A 19,480-nucleotide genomic window follows, 5' to 3' on the forward strand; every position below is an offset into this window, starting at 1 on the left:
TCGTCCGGCGAGCCTCGCGTCATGGTCATAAACCCTGTTGTAAGTATGTCAGTACAAACCTTTGACAGGACATGTTTTCTAGGGCAAAGTAGTGGTTGTGGCCCCGCTCACGGGGGTCGGAACCGGAGCTCTAGCTGCTCAGAGGTACAGAGTTCAAACGAGAAAGGTCCGCGATTACCGTGACCCACGAACTGCTCACGATCGGGCGCATCAGCGTTGATATCTACCCGAACGACATTGGTGTGGACCTCGAGGACGTGACGTCCTTCGGGAAGTACCTCGGCGGATCGCCGTCGAACGTTGCCGTAGCAGCTGCCCGGCACGGCCGCCGGACCGGTGTGATCACCCGCACCGGTGATGACGCGTTCGGGACGTACCTGCACCGGGAACTGAAGAAGTTCAATGTGGATGATTCCTTTGTTACGCCGGTGAAGGAGTGGCCCACCGCCGTGACGTTCTGTGCGATCAAACCGCCGGAGGACTTCCCGCTCTACTTCTACGGCCGGTTCCCCACCGCCCCTGATCTTCAGATCAAGGCCGAAGAGCTGGACCTGGCCGCCATCCGGAACGCCGGGATCTTCTGGTCCACTGTCACCGGCCTGTGCCAGGAACCCAGCCGCGAAGCACACATCAAGGCGCACGAGGCCCGCCCGAAGGCCGGCTTGGAACAGGGCCAGTTCACTGTCCTGGACCTGGACTACCGGCCCATGTTCTGGGCATCGGAAGAGGAAGCCCGGGCCCAGGTCGCGAAGATCCTGCCGCACGTCACGGTGGCGATCGGCAATGACAAGGAATGCGCCGTCGCGGTAGGCGAGGGGACCCCTGATGAGCAGGCGGACCGGCTGCTGGCTGCGGGTGTGGAGATCGCCGTTGTCAAGCTCGGACCGGAAGGGGTCATGGCCAAGACCCGCACCGAACGTGTGGTGTCCGCCCCGGTTCCGGTGGATACCGTCAACGGCCTCGGTGCCGGAGACTCCTTCGGCGGGGCGTTCTGCCACGGGCTGCTGTCCGGATGGCCGCTGGCGCAGGTCCTGGACTACGCGAATGCCGCCGGTGCGATTGTTGCCTCCCGTTTGTCCTGTGCCGATGCGATGCCGACGCCGGACGAGGTCACCTCGCTGCTGGCGGAACGCGGCCGCCTTGTCCCTGGACAGTTCGCTACTGAAGGAGCAGCGCTGTGACACTCACGCCCCTTGCCTCGAACAATGCCGTGGACGATGATCCCCGCCGCTATGCGCACCTGAGCACCATCCGGCTCGAAGATCCGGACGCCATTGCCCGGGCAGCCGGGGCGCGGCGCCGGCACCCTGGCCTGAAGTACGGCCGGCAGAATTTCATCGTTGCGGCCGACCACCCCGCCCGCGGTGCACTCGCCGTCGGGAATGATCCGGTGGCCATGGCCGACCGCCGCCAGTTGCTGGACCGGCTGCAGATTGCGCTGGCCAATCCGGACGTGGACGGCGTGCTCGCCTCGCCGGACATCATGGACGACCTGCTCCTGCTGGGGGCGTTGGAAGGAAAGCTGGTCTTCGGGTCCATGAACCGCGGCGGCCTCGCCGGCCTGGTCAACGAGTTCGATGACCGCTTCACCGGCCACACGGCCGCTGCACTGGAGGCGCTGGGGGCCGACGGCGGCAAGATGCTGACCCGTATCTGCCTCGGCGACCCGGACACTGTGTCCATGCTGGAAGCGACCGCGAAGGCCATTGACTCCCTCGCTGAGCGGAAGCTGATCGCCATGGTGGAACCGTTCCTGTCCATCCGCGAACACGGCAAGGTCCGCAACGACCTGTCCACCAACGCCGTTATCAAGTCGATCGCGATTGCCGAGGGCCTGGGTTCAACAAGTGCGTACACGTGGATGAAGCTGCCCGTCGTGGCGGAGATGGAGCGTGTCATGGCTGCGACCACCATGCCCACGGTTTTGTTGGGCGGGGATCCGGACGGTACGCAGGACGAAGTCTTCGCCAGTTGGGAAGCCGCCCTGGCGCTTCCCGGCGTGCAGGGCCTCACTGTCGGGCGGACGTTGTTGTATCCGGCCGACGGCGATGTTGCCGGCGCCGTGGCCACCGCAGCTTCCCTCCTTAACCACACCGCATCAGCAGAAGTATCGGAGTAACTTCCCATGGGGACGAGAACAGCATCAGGGACCCGTCGAATGACCGTGGCCCAGGCCGTCGTCGAGTATCTTTCCAAGCAGTACACCGTCGATTCCGTCGGCGGGGTGGACTTCCGTGAACGCCTGATTCCGGGCACGTTTGGGATCTTCGGGCACGGCAACGTCGCCGGTGTCGGACAGGCTTTGAAGCAATACCAGCAGCTTGACCCGCAGATCATGCCCTACTACCAGGGCCGTAACGAGCAGGCGCAGGCGCACCAGGCTGTCGGGTACGCCCGGCACACCCGTCGGCGCCAGACGTTCGCGATCAGCACTTCGATCGGGCCGGGTTCCTCGAACCTGCTCACCGGTGCGGCCTTGGCGACGACGAACCGGCTCCCGGTACTGCTGCTGCCGTCGGATACGTTCGCCACCCGCGCCGCGGACCCGGTCCTGCAGCAGCTCGAACAGCCCTATGCCTACGACATCACAGTCAACGACGCGTTCAGGCCGTTGTCTAAATTCTTTGACCGGGTTTCCCGGCCGGAGCAGCTGTTCTCGGCGTTCCACCATGGCCTGCGGGTCCTGACGGATCCGGCGGAGACCGGTGCTGTGACGATTTCGCTGCCGCAGGATGTCCAGGCCGAGGCTTTTGATGTGCCGGAGGAGTTCCTGGCCGAGCGGGAGTGGCGGATCCGCCGCCCCGACGCCGACGACGACGACATCGCCCGAGCCGCCGAGGCCATCCGTGCTGCGAAGCGGCCGCTGATCATCGCCGGCGGCGGCGTCCTCTACGCCTACGCCAACGACGAACTCGCCAGGTTCGCGGAGCTGACCGGTATCCCGGTGGGGAACACGCAGGCCGGTGTGGGCGTCCTGCCCTGGGACCACGCCCAGTCCCTCGGCGCGATTGGTTCGACGGGTACGACGGCGGCGAACGCCATTGCTGCCGAAGCGGACCTGATCATCGGGATCGGCACCCGCTACGAGGACTTCACCACCGCGTCCCGCACGGCGTTCCAGAACCCGGACGTGCGCTTCATCAACATCAACGTCGCCGCGATTGATGCGTACAAGCACGGCAGTACGCTGCCGATTGTGGCCGACGCGCGCAAGGCCCTGGTCAAGCTCAATGCAGCCCTGGGCGGGTACCGCGTCGGTGCGGACCTCGAAGCGGCCATCGCGGCGCAGAAGCAGCGCTGGGACGCCACCGTGGACGAGGCGTTCGATACCCGGTTCACGCCGCTGCCGGCGCAGAACGAGATCATCGGCGCCACGTCCCGGGCCATGGACGCGCCCGATGTCGTCATCTGCGCGGCCGGTTCCCTTCCAGGTGACCTGCACAAGATGTGGCGCGTCCGTGACCCGTACGGCTACCACGTCGAATACGCGTACTCCTGCATGGGCTACGAAATCCCCGGCGGCCTGGGCGTCAAGCGCGCGGCCCTGGCCGAAACCGCACGCGGCGGAACCCAGCGCGACGTCGTGGTGATGGTGGGGGACGGCTCCTACCTGATGATGCACACCGAACTGGTCACCGCCGTCGCCGAACGGATCAAACTTATCGTGGTCCTGATCCAGAACCACGGCTACGCCTCCATCGGCTCCCTCTCCGAAATGCTGGGTTCGCAGCGGTTCGGCACCCAATACCGGGCCCTGAACGAAGAACAGCACAGCTTCGACGAGGGCGAAACCCTCCCCGTGGACCTGGCCCTTAACGCCGAATCCCTGGGCGTGAAGGTGGTCCGGATCGAGCCCGGCGAGAAGGTCATCGCTGAACTCAAACAGGCCATCCGCGACGCCAAAGCAGCCCCGGAACGCGGCGGGCCCATCTTGATCCACGTCGAATCCGACCCGCTGCTGGACGCCCCATCCTCCGAGTCCTGGTGGGACGTTCCGGTCTCCCAGGTCTCCGAGCTCGACTCCACAAAGCAGGCCTACCAGACCTACACCGACCACAAGTCCCGCCAGCGCAAACTGCTCGGCTAGAACCCCTGAACTTCATCCCCCTTCGACTACTCAAGGAAGAGTCCCATGACTGTCACCACTGAGACCACCACCATCAGCCACTTCATCAACGGTGCCGAGACTGTCGGCGAGGGCGATCGCACGCAGCCGGTCTATAACCCGGCCACCGGTGCCGTGTCCGGGGAGTTGCGGCTGGCCAGCCGGGCGGACCTGGACGCCACGGTGGCCGCTGCCCGGAAGGCTGCGGATACCTGGGGTGATATTTCGTTGGCGAAGCGGACCGCGGTGTTGTTCAAGTTCCGTGAACTGGTCGCGGCGCACGTGGATGAGTTGGCTGAGCTGATTACGGCCGAGCACGGGAAGGTCCTTTCGGATGCGAAGGGTGAGATCGGCCGCGGCCTGGAAGTCATTGAATACGCTTGTGGGATCCCGACCCTGGTTAAGGGCGATTACTCGGACCAGGTTTCCACGGGCATCGATGTGTTCTCTTTCCGTGAGCCGCTCGGTGTGGTCGCGGGGATCACGCCGTTCAACTTCCCGGTGATGGTGCCGTTGTGGATGGCGCCGATGGCGATCGCTACGGGTAACGCGTTCATCCTCAAGCCCTCCGAGCGTGACCCGTCTGCCTCGATGCTGCTGGCCAGGTTGTGGAAGGACGCCGGGCTGCCTGATGGGGTGTTCCAGGTCCTGCACGGCGGCAAGGAGACCGTGGACGGGCTCCTGACCCACCCGGATGTGGACGGGATCTCCTTCGTCGGGTCCACCCCGATCGCCCAATACGTCCATGAGACCGCCACCAAGCATGGCAAGCGGGTCCAGGCCCTCGGCGGGGCGAAGAACCACGCGATCGTGCTGCCCGACGCCGACCTGGACAACGCCGCGGACCACCTCGCGGCCGCCGCGTTCGGCTCCGCGGGGGAGCGGTGCATGGCGATTTCCGTGGCCGTCGCGGTCGGGGACGCCGCGGACCTGCTCGTCAAGAAGGTCGAAGAGCGTGCCTTGGCCGTGAAGGTGGATAACGGCACCGCGCCGGGCGCGGAAATGGGCCCGGTCATCACCCCGGCCTCCAGGGAGAGGATTGTCCGGATCGTCACGGAGGCAGAAGCCGCCGGAGCTGCGATGGTGGTGGATGGCCGCGACCTCGTGGTCCCCGGCCATGAGGACGGCTTCTGGGTCGGCCCCACCGTGCTCGATCACGTCAAGACCGGGATGAGCGCGTACACCGAGGAAATCTTCGGACCCGTCCTCGTGGTGGTCCGCGTGGACACCCTGGAGGACGGCATCGCGCTGATCAACGCCAACCCGTACGGGAACGGCACCGCGATCTTTACTTCCTCCGGCGCGGCCGCCCGGAAGTTCCAGCGCTCCGTGACCGTGGGCATGATCGGTATTAACGTGCCCCTGCCCGTGCCGGTGGCCTACCACTCCTTCGGCGGCTGGAAAGCCTCCCTGTTCGGCGACAAACACATCTACGGCCCCGAAGGCGTCTCCTTCTACACCCGCGGCAAGGTCATCACGTCCCGCTGGCCCGAACCCACCCACGCCTCCGGCGCCTCCTACAACTTCCCCTCCAACTGACCACGATCGATTGCTCCCTAACCGCCGTTTTGAACGTCCAAAAGGGCACCCACGGAGCAATCGATGAGAAGGAATGATCATGACTGACGTAGAGAACAAGCTGATCATCGGCACAGCGCCGGACTCCTGGGGCGTCTGGTTCGCGGATGACCCCAAGCAGACCCCCTGGGAGCGGTTCCTCGACGAAGTGGCCGAATCCGGCTATAAGTGGATCGAACTCGGCCCCTACGGCTACCTCCCGAACGACCCCGCCCGGCTCGCCGAAGAGCTCAAGCAGCGTGACCTGAAAGTCACCGCGGGAACTGTTTTCACGGCGTTCCACCGCGGACTGGACCAGTGGGAGACCGCCTGGGAGCCGGCCCGAAAGGTCGCAGAACTCACCGCAGCCATGGGCGGCGAGCACATGGTGGTCATCCCCGCGATGTGGCGCGATGACGTCACCGGCGAGGCCGTGGAAAGCGGCCAGCTCACCGAAAAGGCCTGGAGTGACCTGTTCGCCGGCCACAACCGCCTGGGCAAGACCCTGCTCGAAGACTTTGGCCTGAAGCAGCAGTTCCACTCGCACGCAGACTCACACGTGGGCGCCCAGGAAGACATCGAACACCTCCTCGCTGCCACGGATCCGAAGTACCTGAATCTGTGCCTGGACACCGGCCACGCCGAATACTGCGGAGCTTCCAGCCTTGAGCTCATCAAGAACTACCCGGACCGGATCGGCTACCTACACCTGAAGCAGATCAACCCGGACATCTTGAAAAAGGTCAACGAGGAAAACATGACCTGGGCCGCGGCCAACCTGGCCGGCGTCATGACCGAGCCACCGAACGGGCTGCCGGACCTGCGTGCAGTCATCGAAGCCGTCGAGGCACTGAACCGCCCCATCTTCGGAATTGTGGAGCAGGACATGTACCCGGTAGCGTTCGACGTCCCCATGCCGATCGCCAAGCGCACCCGCAACTACCTGCTGTCCTGCGGTTCCCGTACCGCCGTCAGCTGACGCCGCCCAGGCACACCAAACGTAAGGAAGAACCATGACTGAAACCCTTCGCGTCGCCGTCATCGGCGCCGGCCGCATGGGCGCGGACCACATCCAGCGCCTCAACAGCCGCATTCACGGCGCTGAAGTAGCCGCCGTCGTCGACGTTGACCTGTCCCGTGCCCAGGCAGCCATCGAAGGCATTCCCGCCGCCGTCGCCTTGGCCGATGCCAACGAGGCGCTGAACAACGGCGACGTTAACGCCGTCCTCATTGCCACGCCGGGTTTCCTGCACGAGGACATCCTGCTCAAGGCGATCGCCAAAGACATCCCCATCCTCTGCGAAAAGCCGCTGACTCCGGGCGCCGAGTCCTCCTGGAAGATTGTCCAGGCCGAAGTGAAGCTGGGCCGCAAGCGCATTCAGGTGGGCTTCATGCGCAGGTTCGACGCCGAATACGCCGCCTTGGGCGGCATCATCCGCAGTGGTGAACTTGGCGAGCTGCTGATGCTCCACCACCAGCACCGCAACCCCACCACCCCGCCCGGTTTCACCAACGAGATGCTGATCAACGACTCCGTGGTGCACGAATTCGACGCCATCCGCTTCTTCACCGGCGAGGAAATCACTTCCGTGCAGGTCCGCCTGGGCAAGGCAACAAAGAATGCGCCCGCCGGCCAGCACGACCCCCAACACGTCCTGATCGAAACCGAATCAGGCGTCCTGGCCGACGTCGAAATCTACGTCAACGCCAAGTTTGGCTACGAAGTGGCCACACAGGCCTCCTTCGAGGACGGCATCGTCACCATCGGCGGCGACGGCGGCCCGTACATCCGCACCTCGGGCCGTTGGGGCGGCAAGATCACCCCCGGATTCGAGGACCGCTTTGGTGCCGCGTACGACGTCGAAGTCCAGGCCTGGGCAGACGCCGCCCGCCGCGGCGAGATCGGTGGCCCCACCGCCTGGGACGGCTACGCCACCGCGGCGTGCTGCGAGGCCGGCGTCGAGGCCCAGAAATCCGGCGAAAAGGTACAGGTCCGGCTCAACACCAAGCCTGATCTCTACAGCTAGCCCCTGCCGACTGAACCACAACGGAGTGTCCCACGTGAAAATTGCCCTCGACCCCACCCCGTACCATCACAGCCACAGCCTGCTGGAATTTCCGCGCGTGGCAGCTGATCTCGGTTACAAGTACCTGCAACTGACGCCGCATGCAGACATGATCCCTTTCTACAACCACCCCAAGGCCGACGACGAGCTCGTGGCTCAGATGAACAAGGCCTGCAAGGACGCCGGCGTCGAAATCGCCTCAGTGCTTCCCGTGCTGCGTTGGTCCGGCCCCGATGAGGATGCCCGCGAAGCGGCCGTTCGCTACTGGAAACGCGCTATCCGCATCGCCGTGGACCTCGGCGTCAGCACCATGAACACCGAATTCAGCGGCCGCCCGGAAAAAGCCGAGGAATCCGAACGCGCCTTCTACCGGTCCATGGAGGAACTGCTCCCGATCATCGAACGCGAGGGACTGGATGTGCTGATCGACCCGCACCCGGACGACTTCGTCGAAGACGGCCTGGCCGCCATCCGCGTCATCCGCGGTGTCAATTCGCCCAACATCGGCATGGTCTACGTGGCCTCACACACATTCCACATGGGCAACAAACCCCTTGACATCATGCGCGCAGCGGGGGACAAGCTGCGCTTGGTCCACGTCTCGGACACGATGGACCACCACGCCTCCCACGGCCTGCGGTACATCACCAACCCACCCGGAAACGCCGTGCGCGTGCACCAGCACCTGAAGATCGGCGACGGCGACGTCAACTGGGACGAGTTCTTCGGCGGGCTCAAGGAAATCGGCTTCCTGGCCAAGGACAACACCGTGATGGTGTCCAGCGTCTTCGCCGAGGATGAAAACGCCGACGACGTGTCCCGCTACCAACTGGAGACCATGCGCAACTACGTCGCGAAGGCCAACTGATGGCAGGGACGGAACTAGACAAAGGAACCATGACAAAATCCGCGACAGTCCAGGCCGCTGCCACCGACGCCGCCCGGGCCGTCGGTGCGACCAACCCGAACCCGAAGAAGTTCATGCGGAAGGTAGCGTTGTTCTCCACCTTCGGCGGGTTGCTGTTCGGCTACGACACCGGCGTCATCAACGGCGCCCTTCCGTTTATGCAGAGGGACCTGGGGCTGACCCCGCTTACGGAAGGGCTTGTCACCTCCACCCTCCTGTTCGGTGCGGCCTTCGGCGCCATCAGCGCGGGACGGCTCTCGGACCGCTTCGGCCGCCGAAAGACCATCATGGGGCTGGCCTTGATCTTCGTGGTGGCCACCATCGCCTGCACCCTCTCACCCAGCACTGAACTGCTCATTGCGGCGCGGACCCTGCTGGGCCTGGCCGTGGGCGGTGCCTCCGTGATTGTCCCGGTGTACCTCGCCGAGATGTCGCCGGCAGCCCAACGCGGCCGCATCGTCACGCAAAACGAACTGATGATCGTTACCGGCCAGTTCCTGGCCTTCACGTTCAACGCCGTCCTCGGCAACGCCTTCCCCGAAGAAACGCATGTGTGGCGCTGGATGCTGGTTATCGCCACGCTCCCGGCCGTGGTCCTGTGGTTTGGGATGCTGGTCCTGCCGGAGAGCCCGCGCTGGCTGGCGTCCGCCGGCCGTTTTGGGGCCGTCCTTGACGTGCTGCGGTCCACCCGGGCCGCCGGCGACGTTTCTGCAGAGTTCGACGAGGTCCGGCAAGCGGCCAGGGAGGACTACAAGGCCAACCTCGGGACCTTCAGGGACCTCACCGTGCCCTGGATCCGCAGGATCTTCGTGGTGGGCCTGGGAATGGCCATCATCAACCAGATCAGCGGCGTCAACGCCATTATGTACTACGGGACGTCCATCCTGTCCTCGTCCGGATTCGGCGATCAGGGCGCCTTGATCGCCAACGTCCTGAACGGCGTGACGTCCGTTGTGGCCGTGATCATCGGCATGTACCTGATGACGCGCGTACCCCGCAAACCCATGCTGATCGTGGGGCTGTGCGGCACCGCTTCTTCCCTGACGGCCATTGCGCTCGTCTCCATGCTCCTGCCGGAGAGCACGTTACGCGGCTATCTTGTGCTGCTGTTTATGGTGACGTTCCTGGCTTCCATGCAGGGCTGCATCGGTACCGTCACATGGTTGACCATGTCCGAGATCTTCCCCATGCACGTCCGCGGCATCGCGATGGGCATCTGCGTCTTTGTGCTGTGGATGATCAACTTCCTGATCGGGTTCTCGTTTCCGCAGATGGTCTCGTGGATCGGTGTTTCGGCGACGTTCTTCATCTTCGTGGCACTGCAGCTGTCCGCCATTGTCTGGGTCAAGCGCGTCGTTCCGGAGACAAAGGATAAATCGCTGGAGGAGCTGGAGCACCTGTTCAAGCAACGCTCGGGCGTGCCCGTCTAGGGCGCCGAAAATGAGGCAGCAACAAACGCCCGACGCCGGCCGGCGTCGGGCGTTTATTCCTGTACCTCGCGGTGCGGGCCGGCGGGTGCGTTGTGGGTGCTAGAGCGCGATCACCACTTTTTCCTGCGCGCTGCGGCGGGCCGCGTCCAGGACCTCCAATGTCTGAATCCCCTCCGATGCGGGAACGGGTTCCGGCCCGTCGCCGCGGACCGCGCGGGCGAACTCGGCAAAAAGCCGGCGTAATTTCCCTGCGCAGGGGCAATGACCCTGCGGGCCTCCCTTGTGGCCAGGGTTCCCCAATTTTTGGCCGCATCGATGCCCCACGTTGCGGGTTCGTTCGCAGGCCTGCGCCCAGCAAACACGGCGTCCGCCTGGACGTCGGCACCTGAGGCCACGTAACTGCCCTTGCTGCCGTATGCGCGCAACTCCCGGGTGGCGGAATGGTTCAGTTTGCTGGCGGACACTGTGGAGACGACACCGGATGCATGCGTCAAGGTGACAACAAAGCCGCAGTCAGTCCGCTCCCCGAAACGGTCCGTCCAGTCCAGTGTTGCGTGCACGTGGGTCGCCGGTCCCAGGAGCCACAGCATCTGGTCAACCAGGTGGCTGCCGAGATCCCGAAGGAGCCCGCCGCTGGCCCCAAGTTCAAGGCTGTCCGCGTTGTCCTGGTCCATGGTCGAATGGATCCGCCACAACTCACCAAGTTCCCCGGCTGCCAAGACGTTCGCCAGCGTGAGGATGTCCACGTCGCGGCGCCGGTTGTGGTAGACGTTCAGGACAACACCTGCATGGTCCGCGGCCACGGCCAGTTCCCGGGCAGCGTCCGCATTGGCGGCGAAGGGCTTGTCTGCCACAACGTGCACACCCGCTTTGATGGCTTCCAGGACAAGCTCCTGGCGGGTGTGTGGTGGCGTGGTGATGGTCACCGCATCCACGCCGGCGTCCAGCAGCTCGGCGAGGCTCGCGTAGACCGGCAGTCCGGGGAAGTCTGCTTCGACCTGGGCTCTTTTCGTGCCTGAACGCGCTACGACGCCAACGAGTTCCACTCCGGCGGCGGCTTCAATGAACGGTGCATGGAAGTATCTGCCGCCTGCTCCGTAGCCGACTATGCCAATGCGCATCTGCAGTGGTCCTATTCTCCGAAGGCTGTTCGGGGGTACTAGGGGTGTTCCGGGCGTGCCCCGATGCCGAGTTCGCCGGAAGCGCGCCAGCTCGCCGGAAATCTCCGGCGAGCTGGCGGTGTTCCGGCGACCTCGTGGGTGCCAGGAGGCTAGGCCGTCAGGTTCAGCGATGCGGAGAGCGCCGCGTCAGCGTCCCGCAGGACCTTGGCCGCGACCTCGAGGCCCTCGATCCGGCCCAAGGACACATCCTCATGCTCGATGTTGACCAGCATGTCCGGGTCCACCTCGTGCAACGCCCGCAGGAATTCGGTCCAGAAGGCGGTGTCGTGCCCGCGGCCCAGAGCCACGAAGTCCCAGGCCGAGTTCTTGGGCCACTCGTTTGCCCACTCGTCGCCGCCGAGGTTGGTGCGGTTTTCGTCCGGGGCAAGCCTGCGGAAGCTGTTGTCCAGGACGCCGTATAGCGCGGCGTTTTCAGTGTTGACCCTGACATCCTTCGCGGCTGCCTGGAAGATCAGGGGGCCGAGTTCGCGGACAACGGCCACAGGGTCCATCTGCTGCCAGAAGAGGTGGGAAGCATCGAGTTCGACGCCGACATGCGTGGCGCCGGTGAGCTCGATGAGTTTGCGGACATCGGCGGTGTTGAAGACGATGTTCTGCGGGTGCAGCTCGAGGGCGACTTTGACGCCATGGTCGGCGGCGAGGCGATCGGTTTCCTTCCAGAACCGGGCAGCTACGTCCCACTGGTAGTCCAGCACGTCCAGTGCCGCTGAATTCCAGGCGTTGACCACCCAGTTGACCGTGGTGGCGCCGGGTTCTCCGCCGGGCAGGCCGGACATGGTTACTACCCGGTTCTGGCCGAGGCGGTGCGCCAGCCTGATGGAGCGGCGGATGTCCTCGGCATGCTTCTCGCCGATCTCACGTTTCGGGTGCAACGGATTGCCGTTGCAGTTCAGTCCGGCGATGGAGACACCGGTGCCTTCGAAAATCGCGAGGTAGTCGTCCCGGGCGGCGTCGCTTTCGAGGATCTGATCCATGGTGGGTACATGGACGGCGGGCAGGAAACCGCCGGTGTTGATCTCGATGCCGGTAAGGCCAAGGTCTGCGATGACCTTCAGTGCCTCGGGAAGCGGCCGGTCGTGCAGGATCGCGTTGTACACGCCGAGCTTCATAGCGTGATCTTCTTTCCGTTGTTGAGGGCGGATTCGGTTACCGCGCCGAGCAGTTCCATGTTGCGCACACCTTCGTCGAAGCTGGCGCAGCGGGGTAGGGATTCCTCTTCATTGATGCCGGCAACTTCCTCGAGGAATGCCCGGGCCTGGTAGCCGAAGGCGTCGTTCTGGCCGAAACCGACCTCGGGAGCATCCATGGCGAGGCCGCCGGCGATGTAGGGGTGGCCCGGGCCGAGGATGACCTGGCGGTAGCCGTTCTGATTGCCTGAGCCGTCGTTGAGGAACAGCTGGATTTCAGCGGGGCGGCGCTGGTCGAACTTTGCGGCACCGTTTTCGCAGAACACCTCGAACTGCAGGCTGTTCGCGTGCCCGGCTGCGACGCGGGAGACTTCAAAGCTGCCGGCGCCGTTTTCAAACTCCGCGTTGAACGCTGCGTAGTCGTCATTCTCGACGGCTTCGAAGGTATCGCTGACGGCAACATGGTCGTGGCCCATCACGGCGGCGAGCGGCAGCGGGCGCTTCCCTATGACGGTGCTCAATTGCCCGCCCGTGACGGACTTGATGTCGCCGCACAGGAATTCCGAGATGTACGTCAGGTGGCTTCCTACGTCGGCGAGGGCACCGGAGCCGGGGCCGCCCTTGTAGCGCCAGCTCATGGGGGCGGCGGGGCTGAAGCCATAGTCGGTCCAGTAGCGGCCGCTGAAGTGCAGGACGTTGCCGAGGACACCGTTGCGGATGAGGTCCCGAATGTAGGCGATGCCGGGGGTACGGCGGAACGTGAAACCGATCCGGGCAATGCTGCCGGCGTTCCGGGCAGCATCTGCCATGGCGCGGGCATCTGCCAAGGAGTCGCTCAGCGGCTTCTCGCACAGGACATGCTTGCCCGCGGCCAGCAGGCCTTCGACAACCTCGCGGTGGAGGGAGTTGGCGATGACGACGCTGACAACGTCGATGTCGTCGGCTTCGGCGATTGCCTGCCAGGACGTGTCGTTGCGCTCGTAGCCGAAGCGGCGGGCGGCCAACGAACCGAACTCGGCGTTGACGTCGCCGATTGAGACCAGCCGCACCGGCGGCAGCACAGGGCTGTACAGGGCAGATGCTGTGCGGTAAGCGGCAGCGTGGGCCTTGCCGGCCATGCCTGCACCGATGACGGCGACGCCTAGGCTTTCAGCCATTGATTTCTCCTTCGAAATTCAGCCGCGGCGGGACACTCTACGGCATTTTGTAGCGCTACAATTTGTACGCTGGATTCGAGCGTAACTATGTTCATATGTCCTGTCAATCATTCGGCAGATATCCTCGTAGCCAGAGAAGAGAGGCACTTCCGATGACGTTGAATCGCCCCAAGACGCGACGCCCCACGATCTACGACGTAGCAAGGCAGGCCGGCGTCTCGCCGTCTTTGGTTTCGCTGGTGCTGCAGAATCCCGTGCGCGTGAGCGAGAAGCGGCGCGAAGCCGTCCAAGCGGCCATATCGGACCTTGGGTACCGCCCCAGCCGGGCCGCGACGACGCTTGCCAGCAGCCGGACCAAAAGCATTGGACTGGTCATTGACGATTACCGGAACCTCTGGTTCGTCGACCTGCTCCGGGGTATGGAATCCGCGCTCACCGAGCATGGCTATCAGGTCATGCTGGCCGACTCCCGGCCGGGGGAGAATCGCATCAAGGAAGCCGTTGACGGGCTGCTTGCCATGCACGTTGACGGGCTGGTGATCGCTGCGGAGCCCAGCCCGTCCATGCTGAGCGGGGCGGGGGTGCCCACGGTGGTGGCCGGCTGGCGCGACGGCGTGCCAGCCGGCGCCGATCTCATAACCAATGACGACGACGGCGGCGGCGCGATGGCGGCGGATCACCTTCTGGGGCTCGGTCATAGGCGGATCGGCCACCTCACCGGGTCGGGCGGCGCCGCTGCCCATCGGCGGGAAGGCTTCCGCGCGCGGCTGCAGGAGGCCGGCGCTGAACAACGGATCGTTGGGGACGCGGGTGGCACGTCCGAGGAGGACGGCTACGCCTCGGCGTGTTGGCTGCTGGACAACCATCCGGACACCACCGCCATCTTTGCCGCCAACGACACGATGGCACTGGGGGCCTTCGGTGCGATCAAGGCGCGCGGCCTGGCTGTCCCGGCCGACATCTCCGTAATCGGCTACGACAACTCAACCTTGGCAAAGTCGCGATATCTGGATCTGACGTCGGTGGACAACCGTAGTGACCTCGTGGGAGTGGATGTGGCGAACGCGCTGCTGGCGCGCATTCAGGAGCCCGCTACTGGCCCGCAACGCAGGCTGATCGAGCCCACCCTGGTGGTTCGGGGTACTACGGCGCGGCGTGTGCACCAGGCGTAGGAGGACGTCTCACGTTAAAACATCCTAATGTCAGGACAAACTATTGACATTGGTGAGCCGGGTCACCATGATCGAGGTAGACAGTGCTCCGAGGGCTGCAGAGTGGCGGCCCGGAGCCTGAGAGATCAAAGGAGATTTAGGTGGCTAATTTTTCTTGGCGCAAGGCTGCACTGGTGGCGGCAGTAGTACCGATGATGGCGTTGAGCGCATGTTCGAGCACCGGCGGGCGGACCCCAGAAGCTGCGAACGGCGGTGGTGGCGGCCAGGTTGCCACGACGGAGCGGATGAAGATCGCTTTGATCGCCCATGCTCCCGCGGGCGACACATTCTGGGACACGGTCCGCAAGGGTGCCGAGGAGGCAGCCGCGAAGGACAACGTTGAACTGCTTTACACCTCCGATCCGGAGGCCGGACGGCAGGCACAGCTGATCGAGCAGGCCATTGACCAGAAGGTGGACGGCATTGCGGTTACCCTGGCCACGCCCGACGCCTTAAAGGAGGCGCTGAAGAAAGCCACTGATGCAGGCATTCCGATTGTCAGCTTCAACGCCGGCGAATCGGCCTCCGCGCAGCTGGGAGCGTTCACCCACTTCGGCTCCAACGAGCAGCTTGCCGGCCAGGCAGTGGGCACAAGGCTTGCAGAGGGTGGTTACAAGCACCCGGTATGTGTCATTCAGGCGCAGGGCCACGTGGGCCTCGAAGCCCGGTGCGCCGGCGTGAAGGCCAAAGTTCCCGGCACGGAAATTCTTTACGTCAACGGAGCGGACATGACGTCCGTTGAATCGACGGCAACCGCGAAGCTGCAGGCATCCAAGGATGCTGATGTCATCATCGGCCTGGGTGCTCCCATTACCCTGACGCTCCTGAAGTCTGTGGCTACCGCCGGAAGCTCGGCCAAGGTTGCCAGCTTCGACCTGAACAAGGAATTGGCCCAAAAAGTTTCCGACGGCAGTGTGCTGTTCACGGTGGACCAGCAGCCATGGCTGCAGGGCTACGGTGCAGTGGACGCGCTGTGGCAGAACAAGCGGGGCGGATTCAAGCTCGGCGGCGGGCAGTCGGTCCTGACGGGCCCGGCCATCGTCGACCAGTCCAACGCCGCTGATGTCCTGAAGTTCGCCGAACAGGGTATCCGCTAACAGCCCGCTGGCCGGGCCGGTGAACGCCGGCCCGGCAGCAAGGAGAGTTCTCATGACCATTACCCAGACAAAAACAACCACAAAGTCGGCAGTGTCCGACGAACGTGTGGCCACGCGCAGTGCGTTCCAGAAGCTGTTGGGCCGGCCTGAGGTCGGTGCCCTCGTGGGCGCGATCGTCCTCTTTATCTTTTTCGCGTTGGTGTCCTCTACCTTTACGCAGCCCAATGCCCTGGCGACCATTCTTTATGGCAGTTCCACGATCGGGATCATGGCGGTGGGGGTGTCGCTGCTGATGATCGGCGGGGAGTTTGACCTTTCCACCGGCGTGGCGGTGATCTCCTCGGCGCTGACGGCGTCGATGTTCAGCTGGTACTTCAGCACCAACGTGTGGGTCGGTGTTGGCTTGGCCCTCGTGGTCTCGGTGGGCATCGGTTACATCAACGGCTGGATCCTGATGAAGACCAAACTGCCGAGCTTCATCGTGACCCTTGCGACGTTCCTGATGCTGACGGGCCTGAACCTGGGCCTCACCCGTTTGATCGGCGGGTCCGTGTCCTCACCCTCGATCTCCACGATGGATGGTTTCGCCTCTGCCCGGGCCGTGTTCGCGTCCTCCGTGACCATCGCCGGGGTTGATGTGAAGATCACGGTGTTCATCTGGATCGCGTTGGTCGCGGTAGCTACGTGGGTGCTGATGCGGACCCGCGTGGGGAACTGGATCTTCGCCGTTGGCGGGGATGAGAACGCGGCCCGCGCCGTGGGTGTCCCGGTCAAGGCGACCAAGATCGGTTTGTTCATGGGCGTGGGGTTCTGCGGCTGGGTGCTGGGAATGCACAACTTATTCGCGTTCGATACCGTGCAGTCCGGTGAGGGCGTGGGCAACGAATTCCTCTACATTATCGCCGCGGTGATCGGCGGGTGCCTGCTGACCGGCGGCTACGGCTCGGCTGTGGGCGGGGCGATCGGCGCGTTCATCTTTGGCATGGCCAACAAGGGCATCGTTTATGCCCAGTGGAATCCGGACTGGTTCAAGTTCTTCCTGGGCCTGATGCTGCTGCTGGCCACCATCGTCAACCTCATCGTTAAACGCCGCGCGGAACTCAAGTAAAGGGGCCGGGAATGAATGCCAACCAGATTGACCAGCAAACCCTGCTCCAGAATGAACGGGACCCGCTCACGCACACCCCGGTGCACCTGCTCTCCCTGGACGGGGTGGGCAAGCACTACGGCAACATCATCGCCTTGTCCGATGTGACGATGGCCGTGGACAACGGCCGCGTCACCTGTGTCCTGGGTGACAACGGCGCGGGCAAGTCCACCCTGATCAAGATCATCGCCGGCCTGCACCAGCACGACGCCGGGGTCCTGAACATCATGGGCGAGGAACGCAAATTCAGTTCCCCCAGGGACGCCTTGGACGCCGGCATCGCCACCGTCTACCAGGACCTCGCGGTGGTGCCGCTGATGCCGATCTGGCGGAACTTCTTCCTCGGCTCGGAACTGACCTCGGGCTGGGGGCCGTTCAAGAGCATGGACGTCGAGAAGATGAAAGCGATCACGCTCAAGGAACTCGCCGAAATGGGCATCGACCTGCGCGACGTCGAGCAGCCCATCGGCCAGCTCTCCGGCGGTGAACGCCAGTGCGTCGCGATCGCCCGCGCCGTGTACTTCGGTGCCAAGGTCCTGATCCTGGACGAACCGACGGCGGCCCTGGGCGTGAAGCAGTCCGGCGTGGTCCTGCGCTACATCCTGCAGGCCCGCGACCGCGGACTCGGCGTCATCTTCATCACCCACAACCCGCACCACGCCTTCCCCGTCGGGGACCGGTTCCTGCTGCTCAAGCGTGGCAAATCGATCGGCTACTACGACAAAAAAGACATCACCCTCGACGAACTCACTGCCCAGATGGCCGGAGGCGCCGAACTCGCCGAACTCGCCCACGAACTCGAACAACTCGGCGGGCACGGAGACGTCGTCAAGGAGGTACAGGCCGAAGTCGCCGAAGTCACGGACACAGCCAAGGCCGGCGCCCCAAAGCACGCCTAGCGGCAGCACCCGGCGGGGTGCTCCGGATATCCCTCCAGAGGACCCCGCCATGCCTGTGCGCACCGGCCCGGGACCACGCACACACGAACACACACGAAGGGAACACCATGCCGATCCGGGTAGGCGTCATCGGCGCCGGAATCATGGGCGCGGACCACATCAGGAACCTCTCTACCACCATCGGGGGTGCCGAAGTCACCTTTGTGGCAGATCTCGACGCCGACCGAGCCGCCGCGGCAGCGCCGCCGTCCGCACGCATCACCACTGACCCTGCGGAGCTGATCAACTCCAGCGACGTGGACGCCGTCGTGGTTGCTTCGCACGATGCCACGCACGCCGGATTGGTCCTGCAGTGCTTCGAAGCGATGATGCCGGTCCTGTGCGAAAAGCCGCTGGCCCCTACTGTCCTGGAAAGCCTGGAGGTGGTGGCCGCCGATGCCGACATGGTTGCTGCAACGGGAGCGTCCCTGCTCTCGCTGGGCTTCATGCGGCGCTTCGACCCGGGCTACGTCGCACTGCGGCAGGCCGTGCAGGACCGGGCGCAGGGCGAGCCCCTGATGGTCCATTGCATCAGCCGTAATGCCTCTGCGGCTCCCGGTGCAACCTCAGAATCGGCCATCACCAATTCAGCCATCCACGAGCTGGACATCATCCCCTGGCTGCTGGACTCTCCCATCACGGAAGTGTCGTGGCAGGCCGGAAAAAGTACTCGAAACGCCGGGGCCGGACTGCGGGATCCCGCGTTCATGACGCTCCGCACCGCTGATGGGACCCTCACCACCCTGGAGCTGTACCTGAATGCGCAGTACGGCTACACCACCCGCTGCGAGGTCGTTTCCGAGCGTGGCACCACTGCCCTGCAGGATTCGGCGCTGCTGGGCTTTGAGCAGCAGGGAACCAGGCAGGCGCAGATCCCAGCGGACTGGCGCCCCAGGTTCGCCGACGCGTACCGGCTGCAGCTGCAGGCCTGGATTTCCGCGCTCGCCGCAGGAGAGAAGCCCACCCTCGCCGGCGCGCAGGACGGACTCAACGCCTCTGTTGTTGCCCAAGCCATGATCCAGTCGCTGCAAAGCGACGGCGCATCTACGAAAGTGAGCTACGCATGAGCGCTGCAACCCTCCCGCAGTCCCGGGTGCCCGGATCCCGGGCTGCCCCCGTACTGCGGTGGGGCATCGTGGGCCCGGGCTGGATTGCCGAACGCTTCACCGAATCCATCCAGACGAACACCGGGCAGGTGATCGCGGCTGTCGGATCCCGTTCGCTGAGCCGTGCCAAGGCCTTCGCGGAAACGTACGACGTGGCTGCGGCCTACGGCAGCTATGAGGAACTGGCCGCCGCCCCGGACATCGATATCGTTTACGTCTGCACACCGCACACGGGCCACCACGCGGCCGCGCGCCATTGCCGCAGGCAGCACGCAATCCGGCCAGCGGACCCTCGCAGCCTCTATCCGCACCCTGGAAGTGGCCGACGAGATCCGCCGGCAGCTTGGCGTGGTGTTCCCCGGCGAAGCTGGCATTGCGGCGTCGCCGTGATCCCCGGCGAGACCACTCACTCCGGAAACACCCTCCGGCACTGATCCACCCCCACGTTATG

Annotated in this window: 17 protein-coding genes and 1 pseudogene; 14 read left to right on the forward strand and 4 right to left on the reverse strand. The window is 64.5% G+C overall.

The features are described from left to right. Positions 1 to 179: 179 nt before the first annotated feature. The 8 genes from iolC to ACFC25_RS11850 all read left to right on the forward strand — a co-directional run bounded on the left by iolC (position 180) and on the right by ACFC25_RS11850 (position 10,065). Complete coding sequence (iolC, locus tag ACFC25_RS11815; protein WP_376045299.1) at positions 180 to 1,181, forward strand: 5-dehydro-2-deoxygluconokinase; 1,002 nt, start codon at positions 180 to 182, stop codon at positions 1,179 to 1,181. Continuing rightward, positions 1,178 to 2,119, forward strand: a complete 942-nt coding sequence (locus ACFC25_RS11820) for a deoxyribose-phosphate aldolase (RefSeq protein WP_376045301.1) — start codon at positions 1,178 to 1,180, stop codon at positions 2,117 to 2,119. The genes iolC and ACFC25_RS11820 overlap by 4 nt, the downstream gene beginning before the upstream one ends. 39 nt (positions 2,120 to 2,158) lie before the next feature. Next, the gene (iolD, locus tag ACFC25_RS11825) at positions 2,159 to 4,087 is read left to right on the forward strand and encodes a 3D-(3,5/4)-trihydroxycyclohexane-1,2-dione acylhydrolase (decyclizing) (protein WP_376045303.1); all 1,929 of its coding nucleotides are present in this window, start codon (positions 2,159 to 2,161) and stop codon (positions 4,085 to 4,087) included. A gap of 45 nt (positions 4,088 to 4,132) precedes the next feature. Next, positions 4,133 to 5,644: a CoA-acylating methylmalonate-semialdehyde dehydrogenase gene (locus ACFC25_RS11830; protein ID WP_376045305.1), complete on the forward strand. Its 1,512-nt coding sequence runs from the start codon at positions 4,133 to 4,135 to the stop codon at positions 5,642 to 5,644. A 79-nt stretch (positions 5,645 to 5,723) separates the two neighbouring features. After that, entirely contained in the window at positions 5,724 to 6,641 is a 918-nt protein-coding gene (locus tag ACFC25_RS11835) for a sugar phosphate isomerase/epimerase family protein (protein WP_376045307.1), read from the forward strand. Positions 6,642 to 6,675: 34 nt separating this feature from the next. After that, positions 6,676 to 7,689 (forward strand): Gfo/Idh/MocA family protein, encoded by a 1,014-nt coding sequence (locus ACFC25_RS11840; protein ID WP_376045309.1) that lies wholly within the window; start codon positions 6,676 to 6,678, stop codon positions 7,687 to 7,689. Between the two features lie 34 nt (positions 7,690 to 7,723). Continuing rightward, complete coding sequence (locus ACFC25_RS11845) at positions 7,724 to 8,596, forward strand: sugar phosphate isomerase/epimerase (protein ID WP_337346373.1); 873 nt, start codon at positions 7,724 to 7,726, stop codon at positions 8,594 to 8,596. 29 nt (positions 8,597 to 8,625) lie between these two features. Continuing rightward, entirely contained in the window at positions 8,626 to 10,065 is a 1,440-nt protein-coding gene (locus ACFC25_RS11850) for a sugar porter family MFS transporter (RefSeq protein ID WP_376045310.1), read from the forward strand. Positions 10,066 to 10,164: 99 nt separating this feature from the next. Here the strand turns inward: ACFC25_RS11850 and ACFC25_RS11855 are convergent, their stop codons facing one another. The 4 genes and pseudogenes from ACFC25_RS11855 to ACFC25_RS11870 form a co-directional block, all read right to left on the reverse strand. Further along, the gene (locus ACFC25_RS11855) at positions 10,165 to 10,389 is read right to left on the reverse strand and encodes a Gfo/Idh/MocA family oxidoreductase (protein ID WP_376045528.1); all 225 of its coding nucleotides are present in this window, start codon (positions 10,387 to 10,389) and stop codon (positions 10,165 to 10,167) included. 101 nt (positions 10,390 to 10,490) lie between these two features. Beyond that, positions 10,491 to 11,186, reverse strand: a pseudogene (locus ACFC25_RS11860) (Gfo/Idh/MocA family protein); the annotation flags it as partial. A gap of 149 nt (positions 11,187 to 11,335) precedes the next feature. Then, positions 11,336 to 12,355: a sugar phosphate isomerase/epimerase gene (locus ACFC25_RS11865; protein WP_337346376.1), complete on the reverse strand. Its 1,020-nt coding sequence runs from the start codon at positions 12,353 to 12,355 to the stop codon at positions 11,336 to 11,338. Further along, positions 12,352 to 13,530 (reverse strand): Gfo/Idh/MocA family protein, encoded by a 1,179-nt coding sequence (locus tag ACFC25_RS11870; RefSeq protein WP_376045312.1) that lies wholly within the window; start codon positions 13,528 to 13,530, stop codon positions 12,352 to 12,354. The genes ACFC25_RS11865 and ACFC25_RS11870 overlap by 4 nt, the downstream gene beginning before the upstream one ends. Positions 13,531 to 13,682: 152 nt before the next feature. Between ACFC25_RS11870 and ACFC25_RS11875 the strand changes: the two genes are divergently transcribed. The 6 genes from ACFC25_RS11875 (at position 13,683) to ACFC25_RS11900 (ending at position 19,463) form a co-directional block, all read left to right on the forward strand. Continuing rightward, positions 13,683 to 14,702, forward strand: coding sequence for a LacI family DNA-binding transcriptional regulator (locus ACFC25_RS11875; RefSeq protein ID WP_376045314.1), 1,020 nt, complete (start codon positions 13,683 to 13,685; stop codon positions 14,700 to 14,702). 140 nt (positions 14,703 to 14,842) lie between these two features. Beyond that, positions 14,843 to 15,838 (forward strand): substrate-binding domain-containing protein, encoded by a 996-nt coding sequence (locus tag ACFC25_RS11880; protein WP_337346379.1) that lies wholly within the window; start codon positions 14,843 to 14,845, stop codon positions 15,836 to 15,838. A gap of 52 nt (positions 15,839 to 15,890) precedes the next feature. Continuing rightward, positions 15,891 to 16,946, forward strand: coding sequence for an ABC transporter permease (locus ACFC25_RS11885; protein WP_337346380.1), 1,056 nt, complete (start codon positions 15,891 to 15,893; stop codon positions 16,944 to 16,946). A gap of 11 nt (positions 16,947 to 16,957) precedes the next feature. Continuing rightward, positions 16,958 to 17,884 carry an ATP-binding cassette domain-containing protein gene (locus ACFC25_RS11890; RefSeq protein WP_337346381.1) on the forward strand — a complete coding sequence of 309 codons (927 nt, stop codon included), beginning with the start codon at positions 16,958 to 16,960 and terminating at the stop codon, positions 17,882 to 17,884. A gap of 107 nt (positions 17,885 to 17,991) precedes the next feature. Further along, positions 17,992 to 18,990, forward strand: a complete 999-nt coding sequence (locus tag ACFC25_RS11895) for a Gfo/Idh/MocA family oxidoreductase (RefSeq protein WP_376045316.1) — start codon at positions 17,992 to 17,994, stop codon at positions 18,988 to 18,990. Then, positions 18,987 to 19,463 (forward strand): Gfo/Idh/MocA family protein, encoded by a 477-nt coding sequence (locus ACFC25_RS11900; protein WP_376045318.1) that lies wholly within the window; start codon positions 18,987 to 18,989, stop codon positions 19,461 to 19,463. The genes ACFC25_RS11895 and ACFC25_RS11900 overlap by 4 nt, the downstream gene beginning before the upstream one ends. Positions 19,464 to 19,480 lie beyond the last annotated feature (17 nt).

Origin of the sequence: Pseudarthrobacter sp. NPDC055928 (assembly GCF_042270935.1) — a bacterium.
GTDB lineage: Bacteria > Actinomycetota > Actinomycetes > Actinomycetales > Micrococcaceae > Arthrobacter.

Excerpts from the sequence above, each read along its gene's own strand:
- iolD (WP_376045303.1), top strand. The coding sequence starts at position 2,159 with ATGACCGTGGCCCAGGCCGTCGTCGAGTATCTTTCCAAGCAGTACACC.
- ACFC25_RS11830 (WP_376045305.1), top strand. The coding sequence starts at position 4,133 with ATGACTGTCACCACTGAGACCACCACCATCAGCCACTTCATCAACGGT.
- ACFC25_RS11835 (WP_376045307.1), top strand. The coding sequence starts at position 5,724 with ATGACTGACGTAGAGAACAAGCTGATCATCGGCACAGCGCCGGACTCC.
- ACFC25_RS11840 (WP_376045309.1), top strand. The coding sequence starts at position 6,676 with ATGACTGAAACCCTTCGCGTCGCCGTCATCGGCGCCGGCCGCATGGGC.
- ACFC25_RS11850 (WP_376045310.1), top strand. The coding sequence starts at position 8,626 with ATGACAAAATCCGCGACAGTCCAGGCCGCTGCCACCGACGCCGCCCGG.
- ACFC25_RS11865 (WP_337346376.1), bottom strand. The coding sequence starts at position 12,355 with ATGAAGCTCGGCGTGTACAACGCGATCCTGCACGACCGGCCGCTTCCC.
- ACFC25_RS11870 (WP_376045312.1), bottom strand. The coding sequence starts at position 13,530 with ATGGCTGAAAGCCTAGGCGTCGCCGTCATCGGTGCAGGCATGGCCGGC.
- ACFC25_RS11875 (WP_376045314.1), top strand. The coding sequence starts at position 13,683 with ATGACGTTGAATCGCCCCAAGACGCGACGCCCCACGATCTACGACGTA.
- ACFC25_RS11885 (WP_337346380.1), top strand. The coding sequence starts at position 15,891 with ATGACCATTACCCAGACAAAAACAACCACAAAGTCGGCAGTGTCCGAC.
- ACFC25_RS11890 (WP_337346381.1), top strand. The coding sequence starts at position 16,958 with ATGAATGCCAACCAGATTGACCAGCAAACCCTGCTCCAGAATGAACGG.
- ACFC25_RS11895 (WP_376045316.1), top strand. The coding sequence starts at position 17,992 with ATGCCGATCCGGGTAGGCGTCATCGGCGCCGGAATCATGGGCGCGGAC.
- ACFC25_RS11900 (WP_376045318.1), top strand. The coding sequence starts at position 18,987 with ATGAGCGCTGCAACCCTCCCGCAGTCCCGGGTGCCCGGATCCCGGGCT.